The following is a 26092-nucleotide window of genomic DNA, read 5'->3' as shown; positions in this document are numbered from 1 at the left end:
TCTTCAGGAGAGTGATATGAAATACCAGGGAAGCTGCCACTGCGGTAATGTGAAGTTCGAGGCCGAAGGCGAGATCGCTTCGGCTATGTCCTGCAACTGCTCGATGTGCCAGCGCAAGGGTTCGCTGATGTGGTTCATTCCGCGCGACGCCATGCATTTGCTGACGCCGGAGGAAAACGCCAGCACCTACCTGTTCAACAAGCACCTGATCAAGCACCGCTTCTGCCCGGTCTGCGGCACGGCGCCGTACAGCGAAGGCACGGCGCCGAACGGCGACGCCATGGCCGCGATCAATATCCGCTGCATCGAGGGCATCGACCTGGAGTCCATCCCTGTCCACCACTACGACGGCCGCTCGCTGTAAATAGAAAGCAAAAAACGGGAAGCCTGCGTCGAGTGGTCCTCTGATAATCGGTCATCGATTATCAGAGGACAGACACATGACCAACATCGCCTACACCGTTCAACCGTTATCGACGGAATTCTCGTCGCGCGTCCGCGAGCAAGGCTTGGACGATCAGCAGCAAGCTGTGGAATACCATATCGCACAAGGAGGAGAGCCCTGCCGCGACGTGCTGCGCAGGGCCATGCCGGGTGAACGCCTGATATTGGCCAGCCACTGCCCCTTCCGCCGCGCCGGTCCGTATCGCGAATATGGGCCTGTGTTCATGCTGGCGGCCTCCGAAGCGCCGCCGGTGTTGACAGCATTGCCCATCACGGGAGAGATGCCCTATCTCGGCCAACAGTTTGTGCTGCGCGCCTACTCGGTGGACGAACGCATCGTCGATGCCGCAGTGGTCACGGCAGCGGATGCCGAAGCACAGCTGCAGGTTTTTCTGGCGCGGGAAGATGTCGACACAGTCTTTGTCCACTTCGCTGCCTACGGATGTTACGCGTGCCGCGTAGTCAGGCCAATCCGATCGGCTAGCTACCGCTAGACCTTCGACACCGCGCCCAGTTGTTTTGCGGATCGAGCAATGCCTTGTTAGACAACTAGCTGGATGATTATCAATTTTCAACGCAACTCAACACCTGTCAGATTTATCTGATACAGAAAAGTATATTGACAAGGAAAAAATACGATTGGCGCTTTCAGTTTGCCGTGACTAGGATGGGGTGGCATCACTAAAAAAAACACCCGGGAGACAAAATGAAAAACCAAGCTGCACCACCTGGGGCATCCTGCGCCCCGCCTCGTCTCGTTCCTGTCTTGCACCTCCTGGCAATGTCAGCGACCGCCTGACGGCGTCTGAAACCGGGAGCAATCCGTCGAAGTTCCAACAGTTCTGCTTGTTGTACTGTAGGTGCGGACATTGTGCGTTCCTTATTCGGTACGCACAGTTTCCGTTTTGGCGAGTCTCATTTCTACGTAAATTGGAGACTGTTTTTCACGCGAACTTGATAGCGTGGAGCCGATCATGTGCGTTTTCTGAGTCGATATGCACGCGGTCGGCGCCGGCCTCTCTGATGAACTTCACCCTTACGAGCAAATGAAATGGGTCTATACTTCGAGTGCTTATTTTGTTGACATTAATTTTTCGAGGTTCGAGCAATGGAAAAACTATACGAAATACTGGATTCAATTTCCAAACGCGTAAGCAATCCGCTTCTGCTCTCGTTCGGAATCTCTTGGCTAGTTACGAACTACAAGGTCATCGTCGTATTCTTGAGCAATGACGGTTACGCAAAGAAATTTTTCTATTCAGAATACGTCCTGTACCCACAAGATGGTTCCCCATCTATTAAATTGTTCTGGATACCTCTGGCTGCAGCCCTTGTCTATTTGGGTATACTGCCGATTATTTCGTTAGGAACGACCTGGCTAAATGCAACCTTTGAGAATTGGCATGAGCGCCTTCGACTACGAATTCTCAAGAAGGCGGTTTGGTCGGACGACCGCGCAGATGCGTTCAAAAAAGATACTGCAGCCCTGGTCAAAAAACTAGAGAAAGATTTGCAAGAGGCAAATACTGGAAAACTAGAAAGTAGTTTGCACACCTCCGCAGCGCTTAATAAAATCTTCAAGAATTTTCTACCACTAATTCTAAAGACCTTACCTGAAGAAGCTGCAAAATGGGAACCAATTAGGCGTCCATCAAATCAAACCGCACTCAACGTTCAAGCACAAGATGATTTCATTGTGAAATATGGAATACCTGCGGCCTGGGAGTCCATTTTTAAACCACCAGCAGATCCCCAACTGATCAATGTCTTGTCCGCCGCTCGGTCTATCAATAAAACTGAGGACGAGACCTTGCAAATACTATTCAAACTCTCTGCAATGGGTATGCTCGATCCACAATGGGTCGACAACACTATCACCTTTACGATTGCAGGTGGTTCCTGGGGCGACCTATTAAATGGCAGGGCTTGATGAGATTTATCAGCACTCCGTCCCGCATTGATACCGATCCAACCGTTGCACAAATCACGATCGATGTTGATCGAGCCTTTCCACATTACGTGATTCCCAAGGAAGAGATGGTTGGTGTAGCGACTGTACTTGTCGCCAGTGCCCCCTCCCGTACAAGTGTATTGGCACTGCCAGCGTAATCGTAGTTTGAGTGCAATTGACCGCATGCCTCTGCAAAGTTGTCCGGGTCGACATCGCGCGGGCGCGGTACGACGCCCGACAGGTGCGCCGTCAGGACGAAATCCTGCCAGACAGGCTGCACGTACTGGCCGACGAACTCGTCCGTCAGCACGGCGTAATGCACCCACTGCTCCACCAGCTCCTGACGCTGGGCTGAGTAGGTGCCGTCGTAGTCGCGCGCCAGGCTGGAGTAGCTCGCGCCAACTCCGGCCGCGACGGCGCGCAGCTGGCCACCACGGAAGGTGATCAGGTTCGGATTGGGGCGATTCGAATCGATCATGCCGATCTCTTCGCCAGGAGACAGACCAGTGATGATCATCCCTGGCGCCATGCCAAGTTCAGGTGCAGTACCGGGCGGTGTCGTCGAAGCACCTGCTACTGAGGCGTCAAGGTACATGTCCGGTCAGCCTTCCTTCTCGATGTCGCGCAGGAATGCGTCGAGCTCATCCAGGAAGGCGACGTCGACCGAGATCCTGCGGTACGCGCGCGCAGCAGTGCCGCCGCGCGTGTGAAGCAGACAGCCCAAGAACTTCTTCTGCGCCAGCGTGTTGTCCTTGTGGCGCGCCATGTGGGCCGGCATCGCCTTGCTCATCACCTTGACGTCGCGCAGCATGGTGTCGAGCTCGGTCTTGACGAACTCGTCGTTGTCGCCGTCGGTCGGCTGCCAGAGCGCCTGGTTGCGGCGCTTGTGCTCGGCGAAGTAGCCGATCGCCGCCAGCAGGATTTTCGTGTAGCCGGCACGGGCAGACTTCATGAAGTCGATGAAACGGATGTCGTCATTGCTGATGCAGGCCATGATGGCGCGCTGGAACGGCCACGGCCGCCAGTCCTGCTCCACGTATGACGATTCCTTCGACAGGTAGAAATGCTCGCGCGACCACTCCTCCAGCGTCATCGGCGGCGGTACTCCAAAGCTGCGGCCCAATGACGGCCGTTTGCTGCTTGCCGGTGGAATTCCGGTAGGCCATGCACCAGACCTTGTTCCCGCTGGGCAGCACGGCGAGCATCAGGCCGTGGCCATCGAAGAGCTTGCGTAGCTTTCCGTTATTGGGAGTGGCCTTGCGGCAGTCGGCATCGGTGAGCGTGTTGATGGCCATGGGTTCGGTCCTGTAGGTACGGTGGATGACGGTACCGCATGATACCTACAAATGAACCTACAGGCGACTGTGGGACTGCGATTTCCGAATTGGATGATTGTGCGACTCGGATGGTCAACGATTTCTCTAAGCCCTTGATTTTTATGATTTTTCGGGTGGTTAGTGCAAGCCTGGGAGGGGGTGTGTTGCAGGCACTTGGCGGAAGCGGTGAGATTCGAACTCACGAACAGTTTAACCCGTCGCCAGTTTTCAAGACTGGTGCCTTCAACCACTCGGCCACGCTTCCTAAGTGTGCGACATTATACAGATTTCACCCCGATAATGGCCGTTTTCATCACGCGGCCCTGCTGGATTGCCCCGGCGTCCAGTTTTCACGCAGCGCCTGCTCGAATTCTTCCGCTCCCAACGGACGCGAGAACAGATAGCCCTGCACCTCGTCGCAGCCCGAATTTTTCAGGAACGCCAGCTGCTCGACCGTCTCCACGCCCTCGGCGATCACCTTGTGCTTGAGCTGCTGCGCGATGCTGATGATGGTGTTGGCGATCGCGCAATCGTTGGCGTCGCTCGGGATGCCGATCGTGAACGAGCGGTCGATCTTCAAGGTGTCGATCGGGAAGCGCTTCAGATAGGACAGCGATGAATACCCGGTACCGAAATCGTCCAGCGACAAGGTCACGCCCATCGCCGTGATCAGGTCCATGATGCCGATCACGCGGTCGATGTTGTGCATCAGCGTGCTCTCGGTGATCTCCAGCTCCAGCCACGACGGCTCCAGCCCGTAGCGGTTCAGCGTGTCCAGCACCCGCCCCGGCAAGGTCGAGGTGAACTCGCGCGCCGACACGTTGACCGCCAGCCGTATCGGCGGCAATCCCACGTCCTTCCACACCTTGGCCTGCGCGCAAGCCGCCTCCAGCACCCATTCGCCGACCTGCACCACCAGTCCGGTGGCCTCGGCCAGCGGGATGAATTCGGCCGGCGGCACCAGCCCGCGCTCCGGATGGCGCCAGCGCACCAGCGCTTCGGCGCCGATGATCTTGCCGCTGGTGATGGAGAACTTCGGCTGGTAATGCAGCAGCAGTTCGCCGTTGCCCAGCGCGTGCCGCAGGCCCGATTCGATGCGCATGCGTTCCTGCATGCCCTGGTTCATGTCCTGGCTGTAGAAGGCGACGTGGTCGCCCTCGGCTCCGCCCTCCTGCTTGGCGCGGTACATGGCGATGTCGGCCAGCCGCAGCAGGGTTTCGGCGTCGCCGCCGTCCTGCGGATAGACGCTGATGCCGATGCTGCCGCCCACGCGCAGGTCGTGGCCGTCGATGAGGATGGGGGTGTTCAGCGTGGCCAGCAGTTTTTGCGCGACCATGCTGGCTTCGAAGTGCTGGCCCAGCTCGAACAGGCCGACCGCGAATTCGTCGCCGCCCAGCCGCGCCACCAGGTCCTGGTCGCGCAGCACGGCGCGGAAGCGGCGCGCCACTTCGCGCAGCAGCTCGTCGCCGATCCTGCGGCCCAGGGTGTCGTTGATCAGCTTGAAGCGGTTGAGGTCGATGAACAGCACGCAGCCGCTCAGCTTGCTGCGCTGGGCCACCGTCAGCGCCTGGTCGACCAGCTTGGTCAGCAGCGAACGGTTCGGCAGGTCGGTCAGCGCGTCGTAGTAGGCCAGGTGGTGGATGCGCTCTTCCGCCATCTTGCGCTCGGTGATGTCGGTCAGGTAGGCGATCAGGCCGATCGAGCGGTCGTTGATGTCGCACAGCGGCGACAGCGACAGGCTGGCCCAGAACACTTCGCCGGATTTCTTCTTGCGCCGCACTTCCATCAGCCGGCCGCCCTGCGCCAGGAAGGCGTCGTCGAAGCTCTCGTCCTCGTCGTCGTACAGGAACAGGATGTTGCGGCCCAGCGCTTCCACCGCGGTGTAGCCGAACAGCCGTTCGGCGCCCTTGTTCCAGCTGATGATGAAGCCGTTCATGTCCATCGTCAGCACCGACTCGTGGATGTGGTCGAGGATCTGCGCCTGGTGCTGCAGCTGCGCTTCCACCTGCACGTAGGCGTGCGTCGAGCGCTGCGCCAGCGAATGCACCTGCAGCACGCTGGCCGCCAGCGAAGCCAGGCTGGCCAGGTGCTGGCGGTCGATATCGGTGTAGTGCTGCTGGCGGCCGGAGACGACGAAGCGGCCGAAGTACTGGCCTTCGAAGACGATGTCCTGCGTCAGGCTCTGCACGGCGTCGTCGTTGGCAGCCAGCACCTCTTCCACCGGCGGATGCAGCAGCATGGCGTGGGTGTCGGCCGGCAGGAAGTCGCCCAGCGGACTGTTCATTACGCTGCGCACGATGCGTCCCATTTCCTCGTTCAATGCGGTGCCCCGCAAGCGCAGCACCGCGTCGCACAAGGCCGCGCTGTTGCTGAGGAAGTCGGAGACGGGGTGCGCGAGCATGGTTTATATATTCCTGCTCACCTGGATCGCCCAGTGGTAAGCCTGCAGTTGCGCGCCCCAATAGGTCTCGTGATCGATGCCGGCCTTGGCCAGGCCGGCGCCGTCGTGTTTTTCCACCAGGCTGAGCAGCTCGCCCAGCGGACCGCCACGGTCCAGCAGCGCCATCACCACGTCCAGGTCCAGGCTCAGCGCGGCGACGATTTCCGTCATCGGCATGCCCAGCAGCACGTCCAGCAGCGAGAACACGCCAGCCACGAAGGCCATGTCCTGCTGATCGCGGTCCCAGCCCAGCGCCTTGCTCAGCGCTTCCATGTGCGCCGCCCTCACCGCCGCCAGCGGCAGCAGCGGATTGGTCATGCCGTCGTCCTGCTGGCGCGCGTACAGCAGCAGTTGCAGCCAGCGCTGCAGCTGGCGCCGGCCCAGCACGTTGATGGCCTGGCCGAAGCTGTGGATCGGCGAACTGAGCGCGAACGCGGCCGAGTTCACCAGCTTCAATAAATGGTAGGACAGCGCCGGATCCTGCTTCAGCAGCACTTCCAGTTCGCGCGAGTCGGCGTCGCGGGCCAGCAGGCCCAGCAGCGCCAGCAGGCGCTTGCGCGAGGTGCCGTCGCCGGCGTTCATGTCGTGCGGCGGATGCATGGCGAAGTCGCCCATGAACCAGCTGAAACCGGCCGCGGCGCATTCGGCGATGCGCTGTTCGCTGCCCATGCCGGTCGCCAGGTGCGGGCCCGGCTGGCCCACCAGCGCCAGCACCGGCGGCAGGGTCAGCGATGCGTCGTAGGCCAGCGACTTGGCGCCGCACAGGGTGGCGCCCATGCCGGCCACACCGTCGACCATGATGCGGTAGCCGGCGTCGGCATAGCCGGCCAGTTTCTTTTGCACGGCCGCGTCGGCGCAGGCGTCGGCCGGCACGCGCAGGATCACGTGGCTGGCCGGCAGCGACTCCAACTGGGACAGTTCCAGCTGCAGCGGATGGGGAACGGGGAGGATGCAGTCCAGCGGCGCCAGCGCGGCATACACGTCCGGCGTCTTGAGCAGGGTCAGCGCCGCCTGGAGGGGATCGCCGGACTCGGGAGACAATTCAAAAGCCAGCGCCACCCACTCATTGTGAGCGTTGGACACCGCTTGCAGTTTCACCAGTGGAAACAGGCTGGATTCAGGCGCAGACATCAATATCTCATTGAGGGTAGTGCGCGCAATCTTAGATCACCCATTGACTTAAAGCAACCAAATACCATGTTGATAGTAACGTGATTAGCAATATGACCAGTATAGGACCAATTTACTGCGCGCGAAACATTTTCTTTTGCATAACGACAGTTACGATTACGTAACCGGCACAGGAATATAGCAGATATTGCCGAGCGAACACGCACTGTTAAAAATTGCTCACTGGTATGGCAAGTGGCTCCGGTTTTACTGGGCGTGCTGGACCGCGAACCGTATCAATTCGGCCTGCCCTTCGATGCCCAGCTTGCGCTTGATGTTGAGCCGGTGGGTTTCCACGGTGCGCACGCTGAGGTCGAGCGCGCGGGCGATCTGCTTGTTCGATTCGCCGTTGGCGATGTGGCGCAGCACCTCGTGCTCACGCGAGGTCAGCTGGTTGTCCTGGTTCTGCGGCTGGGCCAGCTGGCGGGCCAGCGCGGCGCTGTAATAGATGCCGCCGGACATGACCGTCTCGATCGCCACCACGATGTCCTTGCCCGGCGCATCCTTGAGCACATAGCCGCGCGCGCCGGCCTGGATCGCCTGCGACACGTACTCGAGCTTGTCGTGCATCGACAGGATCAGCACGGCGATGCGCGGGAACGCCTGCTTGAACTGGGCCGTCGCCTCGATGCCGTTGGTGCCGCGCATATTAATATCCATCAGCACCAGGTCGATGTCGCACTGGGCCGCCTGCTCCAGCGCCTCGGCCGCGCCGCCCGCCTCGGCCACCACCTGGAACTGCGGCATCGCCTCGAGCCGCGCGCGCAGGCCGTCGCGCACCAGCGGGTGGTCGTCGACCAGCAGGATTTTGATTGTAGCTGTCATCGTGTTCTGCTCTTTAACTGTTCTAACTGTTGTTGCCGGCAAACGCCGTGACCACCGTGCCGTCGGCCGATGACTGTATCCCGAAGCGGCCGCCGATGGCGTCCATGCGCTCCATCATATTGCGCAATCCGATTCCGCGCTGGGGATGCAGCGCGATGCCCTCGGCGTCGAAGCCGGCGCCGTCGTCGCGGATGGTCAGCGTGACGCCACCCGCCCCACCCGCGAGGCCGATCTCGATATGGCCGGCGCCGGCGTGGCGCTCGATATTGGTCAGCGCCTCCTGCGCCAGGCGGAACAGCACGGTGTTGGCGACGTCGGGCAACTCATCGGTGCTGCCGGATGCAGTGAAGTGTACCGGGGTTCCGCTGCTGAGGGTGTACTCCTGGCCCAGATGGTGCAGCGCCGCAGCCAGCCCGAGGTCGTCGAGGATGGCCGGCCGCAGGTTGTGCGAGATGCGCCGCACCTCGCCCATCACGTTGCTGAGCTGGTCCGCCGCGTGCTCGAACACCTTCTGCGCCGCCTGCAGCTGGTCCGGCTGGTCCGATGCCAGGCTGTTGTTGAGCCGAATGATGCCGGCCTCGATCTGCAGCTTGATCGACACCAGCCACTGGCTGATGCCATCGTGCAAATCGCGCGACAGCCGCGCCCGCTCCTCCTCCTGCGACTCGACCACGCGCTGGGCCAGCACCTTGAGCTTGGCGTCGGCCACGCGCAGTTCGCTGATGTTCAGCGCCAGCCCGGAACTGGCCACCGCCACCGACGCGGCGATGGCGATCGCCGCGATCCACAGCATGGTGTTGTGGATGTTGCCGGACTGCTGGACGTCGACCTGGGCCAGCGCCCGGTCGACATCGTCCAGATAGATGCCGGTGCCCATCATCCAGCCCCATTTCGGCATGGCGATCACATAGCCGAGCTTGGCGACCGGCTTGCGGGTGGACGGCTTGACCCACATGTAGCGCTCCAGCCCGCCACCCGCGCGGGCCCGCCGCAGCAGGTTCTGGATGGTTGGCTGGCCCTGCTCGTCGCGCAGCTCGAACAGGTTCTGGCCCACCAGCTCCGGCTGGCGCGGATGCATCAGCGTATTGCCCTGCATGTCGTAGAGGAAGAAATAACCGTCGTCGCCGTAGCTGAGCGAGGCCAGGATGCGCTTGGCCTCGTTCTTGGTGGCATCGTCGTCGCGGCCCGACTCGTACAGGCTGGCGATCGAGTGCGAGGCCAGCGCGACGTAGTGCTTGAGCTCGGCCTCCTTGCTGCTCAGATAGGCTTGCTGGATGGTGGCGTGCTGCTGGCGCGCCAGCAGCTCCGACTGGTGGCGGACGGCGAAGGCGATCGCGCACAGCGCCAGGATCAGCGGCGTGATCGCCAGGAAAATAACTTTTTGCCGCAGTTTCATGGCTTTGTCTCGTAATTATTCTGTAGGCGCGATTCTACGCCCCCGGCGCGGCCGCCAGCCTACGTAGTGATACCGAGCGATAGTGCGTATTGGTGCGCTTGTACGGGTTATCAGCTTGCTGAATACTGATCATAAGCTGCCAAGATGCCATCGGAGCAGCGCCTGACCACCTTGGAGGAAGCATGAAAACATCAACACATCCCCTGGCCGGCAAGCTGGGCTGGGCCGCCCTGTCGCTATGCGGCGCGGCCGCGCTGGGCGTCATCGCCCTCAAGCGTGGCGAAGCGATCAGCGCCATCTGGATCGTCATCGCCGCCGTCTGCGTCTACCTGATCGCCTACCGCTTCTACAGCCTGTTCATCGCCGACAAGGTGCTGGGCCTGGACAGCAAGCGCATGACCCCGGCCACCCGGCTGAACGACGGCCTCGACCACGTGCCGACCAACAAATATGTGCTGTTCGGCCACCACTTCGCCGCCATCGCCGGCGCCGGCCCGCTGGTCGGCCCGGTGCTGGCCGCGCAGATGGGCTACCTGCCCGGCATGCTGTGGATACTGGCCGGCGTGGTGTTTGCCGGCGCCGTGCAGGACTTCATCGTGCTGTTCATCTCGATGCGCCGCGACGGCCGCTCGCTGGGCGACCTGATCAAGTCCGAACTGGGCCAGATCCCCGGCATGATCGCGCTGCTGGGCACCTTCATGATCATGGTCATCATCCTGGCGGTGCTGGCGCTGATCGTGGTCAAGGCGCTGACCGGCTCGCCGTGGGGCAGCTTCACCGTGATGGCGACCATCCCCATCGCGCTGTTCATGGGCGTGTACACGCGCTACATCCGCGTCGGCCGCATCGGCGAGGTGTCGATCATCGGCTTCGTGCTGCTGATGGCGGCCATCTTCGGCGGCCAGCTGGTACAGGAAAACGCCGCGCTGGCGCCGATGTTCACCTTCACCGGCACCGAGCTGACCTGGATGCTGATCGGCTACGGCTTCATCGCCTCGGTGCTGCCGGTGTGGCTGCTGCTGGCGCCGCGCGACTACCTGTCGACCTTCCTCAAGATCGGCACCATCGTCGGCCTGGCGCTGGGCATCGTCGTGGTCGCGCCCTACCTGAAGATGCCGGCCATGACCAAGTTCATCGACGGCACCGGACCGGTCTGGGCCGGCTCGCTGTTCCCCTTCCTGTTCATTACCATCGCCTGCGGCGCCGTGTCCGGCTTCCACGCGCTGATCTCGTCGGGCACCACGCCGAAGATGATCGAGAATGAAAGCCATGCCCGCTTCATCGGCTACGGCGCGATGCTGATGGAATCGTTTGTCGCCATCATGGCGCTGGTGGCGGCCTCGACCATCGAGCCCGGCGTCTACTTCGCGATGAACAGCCCGGCCGCGCTGCTGGGCACCACGGCAGAGTCCGCCGCACACGCGGTGTCGCAGATGGGCTTCTACATCACGCCGGAAATGCTGACCCAGACCGCCAAGGACGTCGGCGAAGCGTCGATCATCTCGCGCGCCGGCGGCGCCCCGACCCTGGCCGTGGGCATGGCGCAGATCCTGTCGGGCGTGATCGGCGGCAAGGTCATGATGGCGTTCTGGTACCACTTCGCGATTTTGTTCGAAGCGCTGTTCATCCTGACGGCAGTGGACGCCGGCACCCGCGCCGGCCGCTTCATGCTGCAGGACTTGCTGGGCGCGTTCGTGCCTTCGATGAAGCAGACCGACAACGTGTTCGCCAACCTGACCGCGACCGGCCTGTGCGTGGCGGCCTGGGGCTACTTCCTGTACCAGGGCGTGGTCGATCCGCTGGGCGGCATCAACACCCTGTGGCCGCTGTTCGGCATCGCCAACCAGATGCTGGCGGCGATCGCGCTGATCCTCGGCACCTGCGTGCTGTTCAAGATGAAGCGCGCCAAGTACGCGTGGGTGACGATGGTGCCGACCGCGTGGTTGCTGCTGTGCACGCTGACGGCCGGCTTCCAGAAGATCTTCGACGCCAATCCCAAGGTCGGTTTCCTGGCGCACGCCGCCAAGTACCGCGCCGCGTTCGACGATGGCAAGCTGCTGGCGCCGGCCAAGTCGGTGGCGCAGATGCAGCAGGTGATCTTCAACGACTACCTGGACGCGTCGCTGGCCGGCTTCTTCGTGATCGTCGTGCTGAGCGTGCTGGTGTTCGGCATCCGCACCGTGCTGGTGGCGCGCGCCGCGTCGCAGCCGACCGCCAAGGAAAGCCCGGTGGTCTTGATCCCGACGGTGCAGTGATGTTGGGCGAAATCGCCAAGGCTGGCCGCTATCTCGGACAAAGCATGCGTCTGATGATGGGCCTGCCGGAATACGACACCTACGTCACGCACCGGGAAGCCACGCACCCGGGCGAGCCGATGATGACGTACGAGGAATTCTTCCGCGAACGCCAGGAAGCCCGCTACGGCGGAGCAGGCAAGCGCGGCGGTTGCTGCTAATAACCTGGGGACAGTTCAAACTGTCCCCGTTTTTTTTCGTTCGGCGGGAACTTTACAGCGTCCCCATGTGTCAAAACCTGTTGAGCCGCGTAGTCGGCAGTTTCCGGGAGACACATGTCACGCACGTTTTCTTATCAGCAGGCATTTGCCCGCAACATCGGCTGGGTCACGCAGGCTGAACAATCTATTCTCCAGGGCAAGCGCATCGCCATCGCCGGCATGGGTGGCGTCGGCGGCGTGCATCTGCTGACTTTGGCACGCCTGGGCGTCGGCACCTTCCACATCGCCGACTTCGACACCTTCGACATCGCCAACTTCAACCGCCAGGTCGGCGCCACCATGTCGACGCTGGGCCAGCCCAAGGTCGAAGTGCTGGCCAACATGGCGCGCGACATCAATCCGCAGCTGCACATCACGCGCTTCCCCGGCGGCGTCAACGACCACAATATGTCCGCCTTCCTCGAAGGCGTGGACTTGTACGTCGACGGCCTCGATTTCTTTGCCTTCGGCGCGCGCCAGGCCACCTTTGCCGCCTGCGCGCGGCTGCGCATACCGGCCGTCACCGCCGCGCCGCTGGGCATGGGCACGGCGGTGCTGACCTTTATGCCGGGTAAAATGACGTTCGAGGAATACTTCGGCTGGGGCGACCTGCCCGACGAGGAAAAGGCGCTGCGCTTCCTGATCGGCCTGGCGCCGGCCGGCCTGCACGGCGGCTACCTGGTCGATCCGTCCGCCATCAACCTGAAGGAGCGGCGCGGGCCGTCGACCATCATGGGCTGCGAGCTGTGCGCCGGCGCCGCCGCCACCGAGGCGCTGAAGATCCTGCTGAACCGCGGGCCGATACTGGCGGCGCCGCACGGTTATCATTTCGATGCCTATCGCAACAAGCTGGTGCGCACCTGGCGTCCCGGCGGCAACCGCCATCCGCTGCAGCGGCTGGCCATGATGCTGGTGAAGCGGCGCCGGCGCGGAGAGCAATCATGAGCAAGATGGAGCAGCACCTGGACGCCACGCTGGAACAAATCCTCGAACTGGCGCGCTGGGCGCCCAGCGGCGACAACACCCAGCCGTGGCGCTTTGAAATCCTCGACGCCCGCCGCCTGGTGGTGCACGGCCACGACACCCGCGACCATTGCGTCTACGACCTCGACGGCCATCCCAGCCAGATGTCGATCGGCGCGCTGCTGGAAACCATGGCCATCGCGGCCAGCGGCCACCAGCTGGAGATGCGCGCCACGCGCAACGAGCGCGCGCCCGACGCCCGCCCCACCATCGACGTCGAATTCGTGCCGGCGCCTGCGCTCGAGCCCGATCCGCTGGCCGACTTCATCCTGCCGCGCAGCGTGCAGCGCCGCCCGCTGAGCCGGCGTCCGCTGACGGCGCAGGAAAAAGCCGCGCTGGCTGCCGCGCTGCCGTCCGGCTACCGCGTGCACTGGCTCGAGGGACGCCAGCGCCTGGCGGCCGCGCGGCTGATGTTCCGCAACGCCAAGCTGCGCCTGACGATGCCCGAGGCCTGGCAGGTGCACAAGTCGGTCATCGAATGGAACGCCCGCTTCAGCGAGGACCGCATCCCCGACCAGGCGCTCGGCGTCGATGCCGTCACCGCCAAGCTGATGCGCTGGATCATGCAGCGCTGGCAACGCGTGGAATTCTTCAACACCTGGCTGGCCGGCACGGTGGCGCCGCGCCTGCAGATGGATTTGATCCCCGGCCTGGCCTGCGCCGCCCATTTCGTGCTGGCGGCGCCGCGCCGGCCGCAGCGCATGGACGACTACCTGGTGGCCGGGCGCGCCATGCAGCGCTTCTGGCTGACCGCCACCGCGCTGGGCCTGCAACTGCAGCCGGAACTGACGCCGCTGATCTTCGCCCGCTACGTGCGCGACGGCCGCGTCTTCTCCAGCACGCACGGTATGCAGCAGCGCGCGGCCGACCTGGCCCGGCAGGCCGCCGCGCTGGTCGGCGCGCAGGTATGGGAGGAGGCGGTGTTCATGGGCCGCATCGGCGCCGGCGAGGCGGCACAGGCGCGCTCGCTGCGGCGGCCGCTGCGCGAACTGATCGTCGGCCCGGAGCGGGGCCGCTGAGGCGCGGCTCCGTTTTTTTTATTCCTTGCTCCCCCCTCCGCCGGCGGCACGCGCCAGTACCTTCCTGAACCGCTCGCCGATGTCGTAGCTGCCGAACAGCGACGCCATCCGGCCGGCCGCCGCGCGCGCGGCCGGCTCGTCCACCAGTTCCATCACCCTGGCGCGCAGTTGCTCCTCGTTCAAGCGGTCCGAACGCAGCAAGACGCCGGCGCCCGCCGACACCACGCCGTGCATATTCAGGTACTGATCCAGGTTGCCGGCGATGCCCAGCACCGGCACTCCGGCCGCCAGCGCCTGCTGGCTGGTCGGGCTGCCGCCGTTGCAGATCACCAGCCGCGCGCGCCGCGCCGCCTCCTCGCCCGGCAAATAGTCGGCCGCGCGCGCGTTGTCCGGCAGCGGGCCGGGATCGACCTGGCCGGCGGTGGCGGCAATCACCTGCACCGGCATCGGCGCCAGCGCGCGCAGTATCTGCGGCAGCAACGCGCCCTGGCCCGAACTGCCCAGCGTCAGGTAGATGACCGGCGGCTCGGCCGCCATCGCGTCCCACCACGCCGGCAAGGGCGTCGGCGGCGACCAGGTGACCGGCCCCAGATAGGAGTGAGTGTCGGGCAAGTCGTGCGCGGGAAACATTTCCGGGATGTCCGAATACAGCACGTAGTCTGCGTCGGTGTAGATGCGGCGCAGGTCGTGACCCAGCGACGGCAGGCGGTAGCTGCGCCGCACCTGGTTCAACGGCATGCTGTGCAGCGCGAAAGCCAGCGGCTGCACCAGCCGGAACAGCGGATCCGCCAGCGCGATCGGCAACGCCCGCGCCAGCCCGATCGCCGGCACCTGGTAGTGCTGGCGCACGTACGGACTCCAGTAGGCATTGATCAGCGCCACGTACGGCACTCCGGCCCGGCGCGCGCTGACCGACAGCGACAGCCGAAAGTCGCCCACCACCACATCCGGCCGCACCGCCTGCAACACGCGCAAGTCGTCCTGCACGTACTGCTGCAAGGTGGCGGCGTCGTACACCGGCCGGCCGGCCGCCAGAGCCGCCAGGAAACGCTCGCTGGAGATGCTGTGCACCGTCCAGCTGCTCAGGTTGCTGCCCTTGAAGAACATTTCATAGCCGGCCGCGCAGGCGAAATGCACATCGTAATACCGGCGGTCCAGCGTTTGCGCCAGCGCCAACGGTCGTCCGACATGGGCGAGCGTGACCGCTTCGGCCAAAAACAGGATTTTTTTTCGTTCCATGCCCCTAGCTTGGGGGGCGTGGGAGGCTATTGTTTGAGAATCCTCAAAAGTGCGGGCCTTAGATACAGATCAACGTCGCAGGCAGGCGGAGGATATATTTTTCCTACTGGCACTTAGTGTTCTGTTTGCTGCGTCGACGATTCGGCGTTCACCGTTTGCAACCACCTAAGCAATGTTCAATTTCGAACGTTCCGGTCTGAGCCAGAAACTGACCATCATCTCGGTGCTGTCGACCGGCAGCGCGTTGATGCTGGTGTTCATCGCCTTTGCCGCGACCGCGGTGCTGAGCCGCACCGACGACGAGCGCAAGCAGCTGGCCTCGCTGGCCGGGGTGATCGGCAACAACAGCGTGGCGGCGCTGCGCAGCGCCGACCGCAGGCAGGCCGGGCAAACCCTGGCCACGCTGGGCGTGGCGGACGACATCCGGCAGGCGGCGCTGTACGACAGCGAGGGCCGGCCGCTGGCCCGCTACATGGCCGCCGGCCTGTCCCCCGCCACCGAGGCGGCGCCGCCCCTGCCTACCCCTGCTCCTGCCCCGGTTGCCGGCGCCGACGTGAGCAGCGTGCGCGGCGGCACCTGGTGGGCGCCGACGCTGCGCCTGTACCGCCCGCTGCACGGCAAGGAAGACGAGCTGATCGGCACGGTGATGATCGAGGTCGCGCAAACCCGGATGTGGCTGGACATCCTGAAGAATATGGCGGCGGCGGCCGTCGCCGCCATCCTGTCGTTCATGATGGCGCTGCTGACGGCGGCGCGCTTCCGGGGCAGCATCGCCGAACCGGTCGCCAAGCTGATCACGGCGGCCCAGCAGGTCAGCCGTGGCCAGGCCACGGCGCGCATCGTCCACCAGCGCAGCGACGAGCTGGGCGCGCTGACCGACAGCTTCAACGACATGCTGGCCCAGGTCGAGGCGCGCGACGTCGCGCTGGCCGACTACCGCGAGCAACTGGAGCGCCAGGTCGGCGTGCGCACCGAGCAGCTGGAAAAGGCCAAGAACGCAGCCGAGGCCGCCAGCCAGGCCAAGAGCGCCTTCCTCGCCACCATGAGCCATGAGATCCGCACGCCGATGAACGGCGTGCTGGGCATGACCGAGCTGCTGCTGGCCACGCGCCTGACCGAGCAGCAGCGCCACTACACCAGCATGGTCAAGCGTTCGGGCGAGCACTTGCTGGTGATCATCAACGACATCCTGGACTTCTCCAAGATCGAGGCCGGCAAGCTGACCGTCGAATACATCCATTTCAATTTCCGCGAATTGCTCGACGATATAGACAACGTCTTCTCGCCGCAGGCGCAGGTCAAGGGCATCCGGCTGGAGCTGGCGGTGTCCAACGACATCCCGATCGCCATCTGCGGCGACCCCAGCCGGCTGCGCCAGGTCATCTTCAATTTGCTGGGCAATGCCATCAAGTTCACCGAAAGCGGCAAGATCACGGTCAAGGTCGCCGTGACGCAGGAGGATGCGCAAACCGTCGGCCTGCGTTTCGAGGTGCACGACACCGGCATCGGCGTCTCCAGCGACGCCCGCGCGCGCATCTTCGACTCGTTCTCGCAGGCCGACGGCTCGACCACCCGCAAGCACGGCGGCACCGGCCTCGGCCTGGCGATCTCCAAGCAACTGGTCGAGCTGATGGGCGGCACGATCGGCGTCGATCATGCGCCAACGCAAGGATCGATATTTTGGTTTGCCGTAAATTTCGACAAGCGCCGGGTTGAAGTCGATGACCCGTCCTTCCATCACACCATCCAGGAATGCCGCGTTTTGATCGTCGATGAGAACCCCACCAGCCGGACCGAGCTGGAACAATTGCTGCGCCGCTGGCATATCGCCGGCACCAGCGCGACCGCCCACACCGCCTTGCCTGCCCTGCGCCAGGCGGCGGCCGACGGCCGGCCCTACAACGTGGCGCTGCTGGACATGGAGCTGCCGCGCACCAGCGGCCTGGCGCTGGCGGCCGCGATCCGCGCCGCCGTCGATGCCGAGCCCGATCTGCCCAGCCCACGGTTGTTGCTGTTGAGCACGGATCGCAACGCCGCCGACAGCGTGCAGCGGCGCCAGGCCGGCGTCGCCTTCCAGCTGGTCAAGCCGCCGCGCGAGTCGGACCTCTACGATTGCCTGCTGCCGCCGGCCCGCCCGGCCGACGCCGGTCCGGCGCGCGCGGCGCCGCAGCCGGACCGCAGCGGGGCGCACACCGCGCCGGCCGCGCCGCCGCTGGCCGCGCTCAGTTCCAGCCCGACGCCGGCGCCCCGTGCGCGCCGGCGCCGCAAGGTGCTGCTGGCCGAAGACAATCCGGTCAACGTCGAGGTGGCCAGCGCCATGCTCGAAGGGCTGGGACTGGACGTCAGCCGCGCCTGCAACGGCGAGGAAGCGCTGCGCTCGGTGCTGCACGGCGATTACGACCTGATCCTGATGGATTGCCAGATGCCGGTCATGGACGGCTTTGCCGCGACCAATGAGATCCGCCGCCATGAAAAGCAGCGCGGCCGCGCCCGCAGCCTGCCGATCATCGCCATCACCGCCAACGCGCTGCAGGGCGACCGCGAATCCTGCCTGGCCGCCGGCATGGACGACTACCTGAGCAAGCCGTTCACCCAGCAGGCGCTGGGACAAACCATTTCGCGCTGGATCAGCCTGCCGCGCATGCCGGCCCCGCAGGAAGCCGCCGCCACCGGCGACCTGCCCGGCGGCCAGATCAACCGGCAGGCGCTGGAAAACATCCGCGCCCTCAGCGCCGTCCATGGCGACGCGCTGCTGGAACGGGTGCTGCAAGCCTATCTCGACGACACCCCCACCCACCTGCAAACGCTGCAGCAAGCCATCGCCATCGGCAACATCAGCCAGATCCGCAAGGCCGCGCACAGTCTCAAGTCCAGCAGCGCCAACGTCGGCGCCGACGTGATGGCGCAGCGCTGCAAGGAGATGGAGCAGCTGGCGCGTCACGACACCACCGCCGGCGCCGCTGCCCTGCTGGCGGACATGGACCGTTCTTTCCAGGCCGTGCGGCAGGCGTTGGGAGCTATCCTGGAAAAGGAAATATGACATGGCAAGCTCAACCTCCCCCAAGCGCGGCCTGGTGCTGGTCGTCGACGACGATCCCGTGATGCGGCTGCTGATGCTGGAAATGCTGGCCCAGGTCGGCCTCGACGCGGTCGAGGCCGAAAACGGCGACAAGGCCGTGGCCTGCTATCAGGCGATGGCGCCGGACCTGGTGCTGCTGGACGTGGAAATGCCCGGCATGGACGGCTTTGCCGTGTGCCGCGAAATCCGCCGGCTGGAAACGCAGACGACCGTGCCCATCATCATGGTCACCGGCGGCGACGAACTGGAATCGGTGACCCAGGCCTACGAGGCCGGCGCCACCGATTTCGTCTCCAAGCCGATCAACTGGCCCATCCTGGGCCACCGCGTGCTGTACGTGCTGCGCGCCAGCGACGCCATCACCCGCCTGCGCATCGCCGACGCCCACCACCGCGCGGTGCTGGCGGCGATTCCCGACACCTTCTTCCGCATGAACAAGGACGGCTACTACCTGGACTACGAACAAGGCCACGAGGCCAGCGGCGTGTTTTCCAGCGACCACTGCGTCGGCCGTCACCTGAGCCAGGTGCTGCCGGAGGATATCGCCCGGCACATGCTGGAGCAGGTGCAGACCGTGCTCGACACGCAGCACATCCATTCGCTCGACTACGAACTGCCGATACCCGGCGCCGCGCCGCGCGTGCGCCAGGGCGAGCATGCCGCCCCCGCGCCGGTGCGGCACTTCGAGGCGCGGCTGGTGGCCACCGGCGCCGACGAGGTGCTGGGCCTGGTGCGCGACATCAGCGAGCGCAAGCGCACCGAAGAGCAGATCCGCCGCCTGGCCTATTGCGACAGCCTGACCGGCATCCCCAACCGGCAAGCCTTCCTGGAAACGCTGGAAGCCGAGCTGGTGCGGTCGCGCAAGGCCAACAAGAAGTTCGCCGTGCTGTTCATGGACCTGGACGCCTTCAAGCGCATCAACGACACCTTGGGCCACGACGTCGGCGACCACCTGCTCAAAGCCGTCTCCGAGCGCCTGCGCGAAACCACGCGCCCCAGCGACCTGGTCTCGCGCACCGAGCTCGGCGGCAACAACCTGGCGCGGCTGGGCGGCGACGAGTTCACCATCCTGATCCCGGACCTGGAGCGGGTCGAGAACGCGCTCAACGTCGCCCACCGCGTCAAGGAGGCGATGCGCCGCCCCTTCCTGCTGGGGGCGCATGAAATCTTCGTCACCGCCAGCATCGGCATTTCGCTGTATCCGGAGGACGGCGAGGATTGCAACTCGCTGCTCAAGTACGCGGACACGGCGATGTACCACGCCAAGAACTGCGGCAAGAACAACGCCAAGCTGTACAGCTCCTCGCTGACGATGCAGATCATGAGCCACGTCAAGCTGGAAGTGGGCTTGCGCAAGGCGCTGCAGAACGACGAGCTGTACCTGCTGTACCAGCCGCAGATCGACGTGCAGAGCTCGCAGATCGTCGGCGTCGAGGCGCTGGTGCGCTGGCGCCATCCGGAGCGCGGCATCATCTCGCCGACCGAGTTCATCCCGCTGGCCGAGGAAACCGGCCTGATCGTGCCGATCGGCGAATGGGTGCTGCGCACCGCATGCCGGCAGGCGATGGCGTGGCAGGCGATCGGCCAGCGGCCGGTGCGCGTCGCCGTCAACCTGTCGGCCAAGCAGTTCAAGGACGAGAACCTGACGCAGATCGTCATCTCCACGCTGCACGACACCGGCCTGCCGCCCGAGTTGCTGGAGCTGGAGCTGACCGAAGGCACGCTGATGGACGATGCCCGCGCCACCATGGTCACGCTGGAGCAATTGCGCGCCATCGGCGTGTACCTGTCGATCGACGATTTCGGCACCGGCTATTCGTCGATGAACTATCTGAAGCGCTTCGACGTGCGCGCGCTGAAGATCGACAAGAGCTTCATCAGCGGCCTGCCGCAGGATTCGGAAAACGCCGCCATCACGCGCGCCATCATCGCCATGGCTCACGGCCTGAAGATGGCGGTGGTAGCCGAAGGCGTGGAGACCGACGCCCAGCTCGTGCTGCTGGAAGAATACGGCTGCGACATGGCGCAAGGCTACTACCTTGGCCACCCGTCGCCGCCGGAGTCGATCAACATCATGCTGTCTAATCAGTGCACATTGGACGAGCCCGCAATTGGAACATGATCACTATCACCAAGCGTGGCTGGGAACACATCCTGAAATACCATTCCCGCAAGTACTCAACAAAACACCCAAAAAAGAGTACATTCAATGACGACGAAGATTTAATCCAGTTACTCAATGAAGCGGCGCTGCATCCGCCAGTCGAGAAAACCAGAAGAAATCTTGTGCGTACTCTCGATGCGGGCCTGCCATAGGAGACACAATGGCACTCGATTTTGAAGTCTTGACGGAAGATGGCTCGTCCGTCGATATCGTTTCGCTGGAAATGATTCAGCACGACGAATTGATGAATTTAGCCTCCCGTCTCAACCTGCCAAAGTTACTACGCTTCGAGGACTATTGCGAGGAAGTCGAATTGTCCCTGTCCGAACTGCCGCAGCTATCTGAGGAACTGGCAATAATCAGAAAAGCCGCTCGGTCTGGGAAAATTGCTGACTTTGCCCGCGATCTCGGCGCGTTGACTGCACTTGCGGCCAGCCGCAAACAGCCTATGATCGCGATCCCCGACTAATCTTTCCGCAACACGCGACACCGAGCTAGCGATAAAGTTCCCTGCTCAGCTTTGACGCCCGTCCCTCCGCCGCCGGCTCAGCTGTCTATGATGAATAGACCGCTGACCGATCACAGGAGTTCGTATGGACGACAAAGAACATTCCTTCCGCCTGGTGTTCGCGCCCGAGCGGCATGCCCATCGACGGCCGCTGGTGCTGCGGGCGGCAGGCGTCGCGCGCAGGGTGGACGCGCTGTTCAAGGCGATGGCACAGGATTACCTGCTGCGCGAACAGTTCGTCACCGATCCGGCGCAGGTGCTGGCCGAATATGTCGATGGCGGCCAACTGCCGGAGCAGCGCAGCTCGGTCAGCAACCAGCTGGTGTATGCGTTGCTGTCCAATCGGCGCCTGCTGCGCTGGCTGAGCGACTACGCGGGCGAAAACCGCCACCGTACTCCCAGCCGCAATGAATTCATGACCGCCTTCGGCCATGCCGTCGTCGAACATGGCGGCGACCATGTGGTGCTTGCGCTGATACGCAGCGGAATCGAAAGCGCCTCGCCGTTCGCCACCATCGGCGTCGAACAGGCGATGCTGTTCACCAGCAGCCCGATCTTCGCCAGCGGTTTCCTGGTGCCGACCGATCACCGCACGATCAACGACTCCAACAGCACGCAAAGCTTCGAGCACAGTTCGGCCACCATCGGCACCGGCCCCGGCACGCAGCACGGCACGGAAGTGCGCACCGACGGCAACGGCACCCAGACCGGCACCCATCTGGGCACCGATGACGGAACGGACGATGGTACCGACGACGGCACCGACGATGGCACCGATAGCGGCACGGACACCGGCACCAATACGGGCACCGACACCGGCACCAATACCGGCACGGATACAGGCACCGACGATGGTACGGACGATGGAACCGACGACGGCACGGACGGTGGCACCGACACCGGCACCGACGACGATTCCCGCTTCGATCCCTACCGCGGCCAGGAATACATCCGCGTCACCATCGAAGCGCTGGTGCAGTACGCGGCAACGTTGCAGGCACGCGGCATCCTCAACATCGTCGACGAGCAATTCAATGTCTCCCGCTGACACGGAAACGGCGATGCTGCGCCGGCGCGGCCACACGCTGTCCATCATGCCGACCTTCACCTGCCCGGCCGAATGCGCCGACTGCGGCACGCTCTCCAGCCCGCGCGACCGCACCCGGCTGGAGCCTGCCGTGGTCCTGGCCGCCATCGACGAAGCCAGGCATCTGAATTTCCACAACATCGTCTTCACCGGCGGCGAAGCCACGCTGGAATGGAAAACGCTGTTGCTGGGTATCCGCCGCGCCGCCGATCATGGCTTTCCCGTGCGGCTAGTCACCAACGCGCACTGGGCCACCAGCCTGGAGACCGCCCGCGCCAGGCTCGCCGAACTGATCGACGCCGGCCTGTCCGAAATCAACTACAGCACCGGCGACGAGCACGTCCGCTTCGTGCCGCTGGAGCGCGTGATCCTGGCCTGCGTGGCCGCCTGCGAACGCCGGTTCCGAACGCACGTGATGATGGAACTGAAGCAGGACCGCGGCATCACGCCGGACTTGATACTGGAGCATCCACTCATCGCCACGCTGCCGCCCGATCAGTTCGAAGCGTTGACGATATTGAGCAGCCCATGGATGCCGCTACGCCACGAAACGATTTATCAATATCCCGAAGGCGTGGCCTGCGACGTGCAGGCGGCGGCGATACGCGGCGGCTGTTCCAGCGTGCTGAAGACCTACACGCTGCAGGCGGACGGCCGCATCGGCGCCTGCTGCGGCCTGGGCCTGCGCGTCATCCCCGAGCTCAACGTTGCCGATACCGCGCAACCGCAATTCCTGCGCCGGGCCATCCTCGACGCCGAGGAAGACTTCCTGAAACTGTGGATACACCATCAGGGCCCGGCCAAGATTGTCGCCTGGGCGGCCACGCACGACCCTACGATCAGCTGGGAAGGCATGTACGCGCACCAATGCCAGATGTGCCAGCGCCTGTACCACGACGACGCCGTGCGCAAGGTCATCGCCGAGCACTGGCAGGAAATGATCGCCGACGTGCTGCAGGCGGCCTGGCTCGACAACGTGCACATCCCGGACACGCTGGGCAAACTGTCCGCTACAGCCAACGCCTAGGACCGCAAAATGACGCAGGCGCCCTCACCGCTATCCGTTGCCAAGCTGCGCCACGACGTCGCCCAGTTTTCCTATCTGCAGCGCCTGGGGGCCTTGGGAACCGAATTCACGCCCATCGTAAAGCGCTACCGTCAGATTGCCGACCAACTGGCCGCCAGCAAGATCAGCCGGCGCGAACAGCTGACATTGGCCGAGCAGATACAGATCGGCGCCGTCTACAACCGCACGGTCTACCTGCGCCCCACGCCGCGCGTCGAGCAACCGTTCTCCGGCACATGGCAAGGCGCGGAGGTGGAACAGGCGTATCAGACCCAGGCGCCGGGCATCGTCGTCATTGACGACTTCCTGTCGGCGGAGGCGCTGGAGGGATTGCGCCGCTTCTGTCTTGAGTCGACGATATGGTCGTCGCTGCGGTATTCGCACGGCCGCCTGGGCGCGCTGTATCACAACGGCTTCAACTGCCCGCTGCTGCGCCAGATCGCGCACGCGTTGCGCCGCACACTGCCGCAGCTGATCGGCGAGCGCCACCGCCTGACGCAAATGTGGGCCTACAAATATCCGCCGCTGCTGCCCGGCGACGATATCCATGCCGACTTCGCCGCCATCAACGTCAACTTCTGGCTGACGCCGGACGACGCCAACCTCGATCCCGAAAGCGGCGGCATGGTCATCTACGATGTGGAGGCGCCGCCGGATTGGGACTTCACCAGCTACAACCGGCGGCCGGACCTGATACGCCGCTATCTCGGTTCGGTCCAGGCGAGTGTCCGCTATATTCCATACCGGCAGAACCGTGCGATCATCTTCAACTCCGACCTGTTCCACGGCACCGCCGCCTGCCGCTTTCGCGACGACTACGAAAGCCGCCGCATCAACGTGACGATGCTGTACGGCCATCGCCGCAACGATGCCTTTCGCCGCCCTCCGCCGGCGCCCGAGCGAACCGCCGATGCCACCGAGCCATACGCAGCCTGGCGATCCGCCGCGTTGCGCCGTTCCCGCCGCTAGAAAAAAGGACCGCGATGAGCTCGCAGCTGGGACAAGACCATTTCGTGCTGTCGGTATTGAACGGCATGCGCGGCGGCTACTTCCTCGACTCCGGCGCGGCCGACGGCATCCGCTCCAGCAACACGCTGCTGCTCGAATCGGCGTACGGCTGGCGCGGCATCTGCATCGAACCCAACGACCGATATTTCCGGTTGCTTCAAGCGAACCGCCGTTGCATCTGCGTGCACAGCTGTCTCTACGATCAGGCGGGTGAAGTGGACTTCGTGGAAAAGGCCAACATGCTGGGCGGCATACTGCAGGAATATCCGCCGGCGATGCTACGTTATGCGCGCTCGCTGTTCGGCCCATTGAACGCCGTGCGCAAACCGGCGCGAACGATAGCCTCGATATTGAAGGAACACAAATCGCCAGCCGTCATCGACTACTGGAGCCTGGACACCGAAGGCTCGGAGCTGGCGATACTGAAAAGTTTTCCGTTCGACGAATATCGGTTACGTCTGCTGACGGTCGAGCACAACCGGCAGCCGGTGCGCGAGACCATCCAGCACCTGCTGGAAGCGCACGGCTACCGGCGCATCCACGACTTCGGCATCGACGATGGCTATCTCGGTCCAGGCGAACCGTTGCCGGGCAATTATGCGGCCTGGCGCAGCGCCGCATGGCGTCGTTAAAGCACGCCGTCCTGCTTCATGGCCGCGATGTCCTGCGCGCTGTAGCCCAGCGACTGCAACACCTCGTCGTTGTGCTGGCCCAGCGCCGGACCGATCCACTTGGTGTGGCCGGGCGTGGCCGACAGCTTGGGCGAAATCGCCGGCAGCTTGACCGGCGTGCCGTCGGCGAAGTGGTGCTGCTCGAACATCTCGCGCGCGATGAACTGCGGATCGACCATCATGTCGCGCACCGAATAGATCTTGCCGGCCGGGACATCGGCCGCCTTCAGCACCGCCAGCGCGCTGTCGATGTCGTGCGTGTCGCACCAGGCCTGGATGGCGTCGTCGATTTCCTGCGTGCGCTTGACGCGGCCGTCGTTGCGTTCCAGTTCCTTGTCGCCGGCCATGTCGATGCGGCCCATCGCCAGCATCAGCCGTTTGAAGATCGCATCGCCATTGCCGGCGATAACGATGTTCTCGCCATCCCTGGTCGTGTATGTGTTGGACGGCACGATGCCGGGTAAGGCGCCGCCGGTACGCTCGCGCACCACGCCGGCGTGGTCGAACTCCGGCACCAGCGATTCCATCAGGTTGAACACGGATTCGTACAAGGCGACGTCGACCATCTGGCCTTCGCCCTTGAGCTTGCCCCCGGTCGCGTCGCGGTGGCGCAGCGCCATCATCGCGCCGATCACGCCGTGCAGCGCCGCCACCGAATCGCCGATCGACACGCCCACCCGCACCGGCGGCCGGTCCGCATGGCCGGAGACGTAGCGCAAGCCGCCCATCGATTCGCCGATGGCGCCAAAGCCTGGCAAGTCCTTCATCGGCCCGGTCTGGCCAAAGCCCGACAGACGCACCATGATGGTGGCCGGATTGACCGCCTTCAATTGCTCGTAGCCGATGTCCCATTTTTCCAGCACGCCGGGACGGTAGTTCTCGATGATGATGTCCGCCTCCAGCGCCAGCTGGCGCGCGATGGCGCGGCCGCGGGCATGCTTCAGGTTCAGCGTCAGCGATTTCTTGTTGCGCGACTGCACCGACCACCACAGCGACGTGCCATCCTTCAGCACCCGCCATTTGCGGATCGGATCGCCGCCGTCGGGCGACTCGATCTTGATCACCTCGGCGCCGAACTCGGCCAGCATGCGCGCACAAAAAGGGCCCGCGATCAGCGTGCCCAGTTCCAGTACCTTGATGCCGGCAAGGGGGCCAGCAGGGGTTTCAGGCGGCATGCCGCCCGCCTGCTTGC

The 26092-nt window shown here is 63.9% G+C and carries 24 protein-coding genes and 1 tRNA gene; 15 read left to right on the top strand and 10 right to left on the bottom strand.

The features are described from left to right. Positions 1-16: 16 nt before the first annotated feature. The 3 genes from ACSQ3S_RS10825 (at position 17) to ACSQ3S_RS10815 (ending at position 2374) form a co-directional block, all read left to right on the top strand. Positions 17-364, top strand: coding sequence for a GFA family protein (locus ACSQ3S_RS10825; protein WP_436142367.1), 348 nt, complete (start codon positions 17-19; stop codon positions 362-364). Between the two features lie 76 nt (positions 365-440). Beyond that, a complete protein-coding gene (locus ACSQ3S_RS10820; RefSeq protein WP_436142366.1) occupies positions 441-938 on the top strand; it encodes a DUF1203 domain-containing protein in 498 nt (165 codons plus the stop codon). A gap of 614 nt (positions 939-1552) precedes the next feature. Further along, entirely contained in the window at positions 1553-2374 is an 822-nt protein-coding gene (locus ACSQ3S_RS10815) for a hypothetical protein (RefSeq protein WP_436142365.1), read from the top strand. Positions 2375-2459: 85 nt separating this feature from the next. On the opposite strand, the gene ACSQ3S_RS10810 is transcribed toward ACSQ3S_RS10815, so the two are convergent. The 8 genes from ACSQ3S_RS10810 to ACSQ3S_RS10775 all read right to left on the bottom strand — a co-directional run bounded on the left by ACSQ3S_RS10810 (position 2460) and on the right by ACSQ3S_RS10775 (position 9542). Further along, positions 2460-2990: a phage portal protein gene (locus ACSQ3S_RS10810; RefSeq protein ID WP_436142364.1), complete on the bottom strand. Its 531-nt coding sequence runs from the start codon at positions 2988-2990 to the stop codon at positions 2460-2462. 6 nt (positions 2991-2996) lie between these two features. After that, positions 2997-3488, bottom strand: a complete 492-nt coding sequence (locus ACSQ3S_RS10805) for a phage terminase large subunit family protein (RefSeq protein WP_436142363.1) — start codon at positions 3486-3488, stop codon at positions 2997-2999. Beyond that, the gene (locus ACSQ3S_RS10800; RefSeq protein ID WP_436142362.1) at positions 3370-3690 is read right to left on the bottom strand and encodes an Arm DNA-binding domain-containing protein; all 321 of its coding nucleotides are present in this window, start codon (positions 3688-3690) and stop codon (positions 3370-3372) included. Before ACSQ3S_RS10800 ends, ACSQ3S_RS10805 begins: the two co-directional genes overlap by 119 nt. 196 nt (positions 3691-3886) lie before the next feature. After that, a tRNA-Ser gene (locus tag ACSQ3S_RS10795) sits at positions 3887-3976 on the bottom strand. Positions 3977-4024: 48 nt separating this feature from the next. Further along, positions 4025-6112, bottom strand: a complete 2088-nt coding sequence (locus tag ACSQ3S_RS10790) for a putative bifunctional diguanylate cyclase/phosphodiesterase (RefSeq protein WP_436142361.1) — start codon at positions 6110-6112, stop codon at positions 4025-4027. 3 nt (positions 6113-6115) lie between these two features. Beyond that, the gene (locus tag ACSQ3S_RS10785; protein WP_436142360.1) at positions 6116-7282 is read right to left on the bottom strand and encodes an EAL and HDOD domain-containing protein; all 1167 of its coding nucleotides are present in this window, start codon (positions 7280-7282) and stop codon (positions 6116-6118) included. Positions 7283-7528: 246 nt separating this feature from the next. Then, entirely contained in the window at positions 7529-8146 is a 618-nt protein-coding gene (locus tag ACSQ3S_RS10780; protein WP_176653596.1) for a response regulator, read from the bottom strand. 22 nt (positions 8147-8168) lie between these two features. Next, positions 8169-9542: a cache domain-containing protein gene (locus ACSQ3S_RS10775; RefSeq protein ID WP_353404683.1), complete on the bottom strand. Its 1374-nt coding sequence runs from the start codon at positions 9540-9542 to the stop codon at positions 8169-8171. A gap of 182 nt (positions 9543-9724) precedes the next feature. Here ACSQ3S_RS10775 and ACSQ3S_RS10770 point away from each other — a divergent pair, with 182 nt between their 5' ends. The 4 genes from ACSQ3S_RS10770 (at position 9725) to ACSQ3S_RS10755 (ending at position 14078) form a co-directional block, all read left to right on the top strand. Beyond that, positions 9725-11797 carry a carbon starvation CstA family protein gene (locus ACSQ3S_RS10770; protein WP_176653594.1) on the top strand — a complete coding sequence of 691 codons (2073 nt, stop codon included), beginning with the start codon at positions 9725-9727 and terminating at the stop codon, positions 11795-11797. Then, a complete protein-coding gene (locus ACSQ3S_RS10765) occupies positions 11797-11997 on the top strand; it encodes a YbdD/YjiX family protein (RefSeq protein WP_176653593.1) in 201 nt (66 codons plus the stop codon). Before ACSQ3S_RS10770 ends, ACSQ3S_RS10765 begins: the two co-directional genes overlap by 1 nt. A 114-nt stretch (positions 11998-12111) precedes the next feature. Next, positions 12112-12981: a ThiF family adenylyltransferase gene (locus ACSQ3S_RS10760; RefSeq protein ID WP_353404682.1), complete on the top strand. Its 870-nt coding sequence runs from the start codon at positions 12112-12114 to the stop codon at positions 12979-12981. Next, entirely contained in the window at positions 12978-14078 is a 1101-nt protein-coding gene (locus ACSQ3S_RS10755) for a nitroreductase family protein (RefSeq protein WP_436142359.1), read from the top strand. Before ACSQ3S_RS10760 ends, ACSQ3S_RS10755 begins: the two co-directional genes overlap by 4 nt. Positions 14079-14096: 18 nt before the next feature. Here ACSQ3S_RS10755 and ACSQ3S_RS10750 read toward each other — a convergent pair whose 3' ends face one another. Then, positions 14097-15317, bottom strand: coding sequence for a glycosyltransferase (locus ACSQ3S_RS10750; protein ID WP_436142358.1), 1221 nt, complete (start codon positions 15315-15317; stop codon positions 14097-14099). Positions 15318-15489: 172 nt separating this feature from the next. Between ACSQ3S_RS10750 and ACSQ3S_RS10745 the strand changes: the two genes are divergently transcribed. The 8 genes from ACSQ3S_RS10745 (at position 15490) to ACSQ3S_RS10710 (ending at position 24861) form a co-directional block, all read left to right on the top strand. Next, positions 15490-18357 (top strand): response regulator, encoded by a 2868-nt coding sequence (locus ACSQ3S_RS10745; RefSeq protein WP_436142357.1) that lies wholly within the window; start codon positions 15490-15492, stop codon positions 18355-18357. 1 nt (position 18358) lies between these two features. Beyond that, complete coding sequence (locus ACSQ3S_RS10740) at positions 18359-20518, top strand: putative bifunctional diguanylate cyclase/phosphodiesterase (protein WP_436142356.1); 2160 nt, start codon at positions 18359-18361, stop codon at positions 20516-20518. Then, positions 20515-20712 (top strand): hypothetical protein, encoded by a 198-nt coding sequence (locus ACSQ3S_RS10735; RefSeq protein WP_436142355.1) that lies wholly within the window; start codon positions 20515-20517, stop codon positions 20710-20712. Before ACSQ3S_RS10740 ends, ACSQ3S_RS10735 begins: the two co-directional genes overlap by 4 nt. Before the next feature lie 8 nt (positions 20713-20720). Further along, positions 20721-21029, top strand: a complete 309-nt coding sequence (locus ACSQ3S_RS10730) for a hypothetical protein (RefSeq protein WP_436142354.1) — start codon at positions 20721-20723, stop codon at positions 21027-21029. 124 nt (positions 21030-21153) lie between these two features. Then, entirely contained in the window at positions 21154-22116 is a 963-nt protein-coding gene (locus ACSQ3S_RS10725; protein WP_436142353.1) for a hypothetical protein, read from the top strand. Further along, a complete protein-coding gene (locus tag ACSQ3S_RS10720) occupies positions 22103-23182 on the top strand; it encodes a radical SAM protein (RefSeq protein WP_436142352.1) in 1080 nt (359 codons plus the stop codon). Before ACSQ3S_RS10725 ends, ACSQ3S_RS10720 begins: the two co-directional genes overlap by 14 nt. A 9-nt stretch (positions 23183-23191) precedes the next feature. Next, positions 23192-24190, top strand: a complete 999-nt coding sequence (locus ACSQ3S_RS10715) for a hypothetical protein (RefSeq protein WP_436142351.1) — start codon at positions 23192-23194, stop codon at positions 24188-24190. A 14-nt stretch (positions 24191-24204) separates the two neighbouring features. Next, positions 24205-24861 carry an FkbM family methyltransferase gene (locus tag ACSQ3S_RS10710; RefSeq protein ID WP_436142350.1) on the top strand — a complete coding sequence of 219 codons (657 nt, stop codon included), beginning with the start codon at positions 24205-24207 and terminating at the stop codon, positions 24859-24861. Here ACSQ3S_RS10710 and ACSQ3S_RS10705 read toward each other — a convergent pair. Further along, complete coding sequence (locus ACSQ3S_RS10705) at positions 24858-26075, bottom strand: CaiB/BaiF CoA transferase family protein (RefSeq protein ID WP_413448979.1); 1218 nt, start codon at positions 26073-26075, stop codon at positions 24858-24860. The two genes, ACSQ3S_RS10710 and ACSQ3S_RS10705, sit on opposite strands and share 4 nt — an antisense overlap. Positions 26076-26092: the final 17 nt, after the last annotated feature.

Origin of the sequence: Duganella sp. LjRoot269 (genome assembly GCF_964254095.1) — a bacterium.
GTDB classification, from domain to species: domain Bacteria; phylum Pseudomonadota; class Gammaproteobacteria; order Burkholderiales; family Burkholderiaceae_D; genus Rugamonas; species Rugamonas hordei.
The sequence above is the reverse complement of the archived record's forward strand: the minus strand, read 5'-3'. Positions and strand labels throughout refer to the sequence as shown.

Coding starts and splice junctions, on each gene's coding strand:
- ACSQ3S_RS10825 (WP_436142367.1), top strand. CDS start 17: ATGAAATACCAGGGAAGCTGCCACTGCGGTAATGTGAAGTTCGAGGCC.
- ACSQ3S_RS10820 (WP_436142366.1), top strand. CDS start 441: ATGACCAACATCGCCTACACCGTTCAACCGTTATCGACGGAATTCTCG.
- ACSQ3S_RS10815 (WP_436142365.1), top strand. CDS start 1,553: ATGGAAAAACTATACGAAATACTGGATTCAATTTCCAAACGCGTAAGC.
- ACSQ3S_RS10810 (WP_436142364.1), bottom strand. CDS start 2,990: ATGTACCTTGACGCCTCAGTAGCAGGTGCTTCGACGACACCGCCCGGT.
- ACSQ3S_RS10805 (WP_436142363.1), bottom strand. CDS start 3,488: ATGACGCTGGAGGAGTGGTCGCGCGAGCATTTCTACCTGTCGAAGGAA.
- ACSQ3S_RS10800 (WP_436142362.1), bottom strand. CDS start 3,690: ATGGCCATCAACACGCTCACCGATGCCGACTGCCGCAAGGCCACTCCC.
- ACSQ3S_RS10790 (WP_436142361.1), bottom strand. CDS start 6,112: ATGCTCGCGCACCCCGTCTCCGACTTCCTCAGCAACAGCGCGGCCTTG.
- ACSQ3S_RS10785 (WP_436142360.1), bottom strand. CDS start 7,282: ATGTCTGCGCCTGAATCCAGCCTGTTTCCACTGGTGAAACTGCAAGCG.
- ACSQ3S_RS10780 (WP_176653596.1), bottom strand. CDS start 8,146: ATGACAGCTACAATCAAAATCCTGCTGGTCGACGACCACCCGCTGGTG.
- ACSQ3S_RS10775 (WP_353404683.1), bottom strand. CDS start 9,542: ATGAAACTGCGGCAAAAAGTTATTTTCCTGGCGATCACGCCGCTGATC.
- ACSQ3S_RS10770 (WP_176653594.1), top strand. CDS start 9,725: ATGAAAACATCAACACATCCCCTGGCCGGCAAGCTGGGCTGGGCCGCC.
- ACSQ3S_RS10765 (WP_176653593.1), top strand. CDS start 11,797: ATGTTGGGCGAAATCGCCAAGGCTGGCCGCTATCTCGGACAAAGCATG.
- ACSQ3S_RS10760 (WP_353404682.1), top strand. CDS start 12,112: ATGTCACGCACGTTTTCTTATCAGCAGGCATTTGCCCGCAACATCGGC.
- ACSQ3S_RS10755 (WP_436142359.1), top strand. CDS start 12,978: ATGAGCAAGATGGAGCAGCACCTGGACGCCACGCTGGAACAAATCCTC.
- ACSQ3S_RS10750 (WP_436142358.1), bottom strand. CDS start 15,317: ATGGAACGAAAAAAAATCCTGTTTTTGGCCGAAGCGGTCACGCTCGCC.
- ACSQ3S_RS10745 (WP_436142357.1), top strand. CDS start 15,490: ATGTTCAATTTCGAACGTTCCGGTCTGAGCCAGAAACTGACCATCATC.
- ACSQ3S_RS10740 (WP_436142356.1), top strand. CDS start 18,359: ATGGCAAGCTCAACCTCCCCCAAGCGCGGCCTGGTGCTGGTCGTCGAC.
- ACSQ3S_RS10735 (WP_436142355.1), top strand. CDS start 20,515: ATGATCACTATCACCAAGCGTGGCTGGGAACACATCCTGAAATACCAT.
- ACSQ3S_RS10730 (WP_436142354.1), top strand. CDS start 20,721: ATGGCACTCGATTTTGAAGTCTTGACGGAAGATGGCTCGTCCGTCGAT.
- ACSQ3S_RS10725 (WP_436142353.1), top strand. CDS start 21,154: ATGGACGACAAAGAACATTCCTTCCGCCTGGTGTTCGCGCCCGAGCGG.
- ACSQ3S_RS10720 (WP_436142352.1), top strand. CDS start 22,103: ATGTCTCCCGCTGACACGGAAACGGCGATGCTGCGCCGGCGCGGCCAC.
- ACSQ3S_RS10715 (WP_436142351.1), top strand. CDS start 23,192: ATGACGCAGGCGCCCTCACCGCTATCCGTTGCCAAGCTGCGCCACGAC.
- ACSQ3S_RS10710 (WP_436142350.1), top strand. CDS start 24,205: ATGAGCTCGCAGCTGGGACAAGACCATTTCGTGCTGTCGGTATTGAAC.
- ACSQ3S_RS10705 (WP_413448979.1), bottom strand. CDS start 26,075: ATGCCGCCTGAAACCCCTGCTGGCCCCCTTGCCGGCATCAAGGTACTG.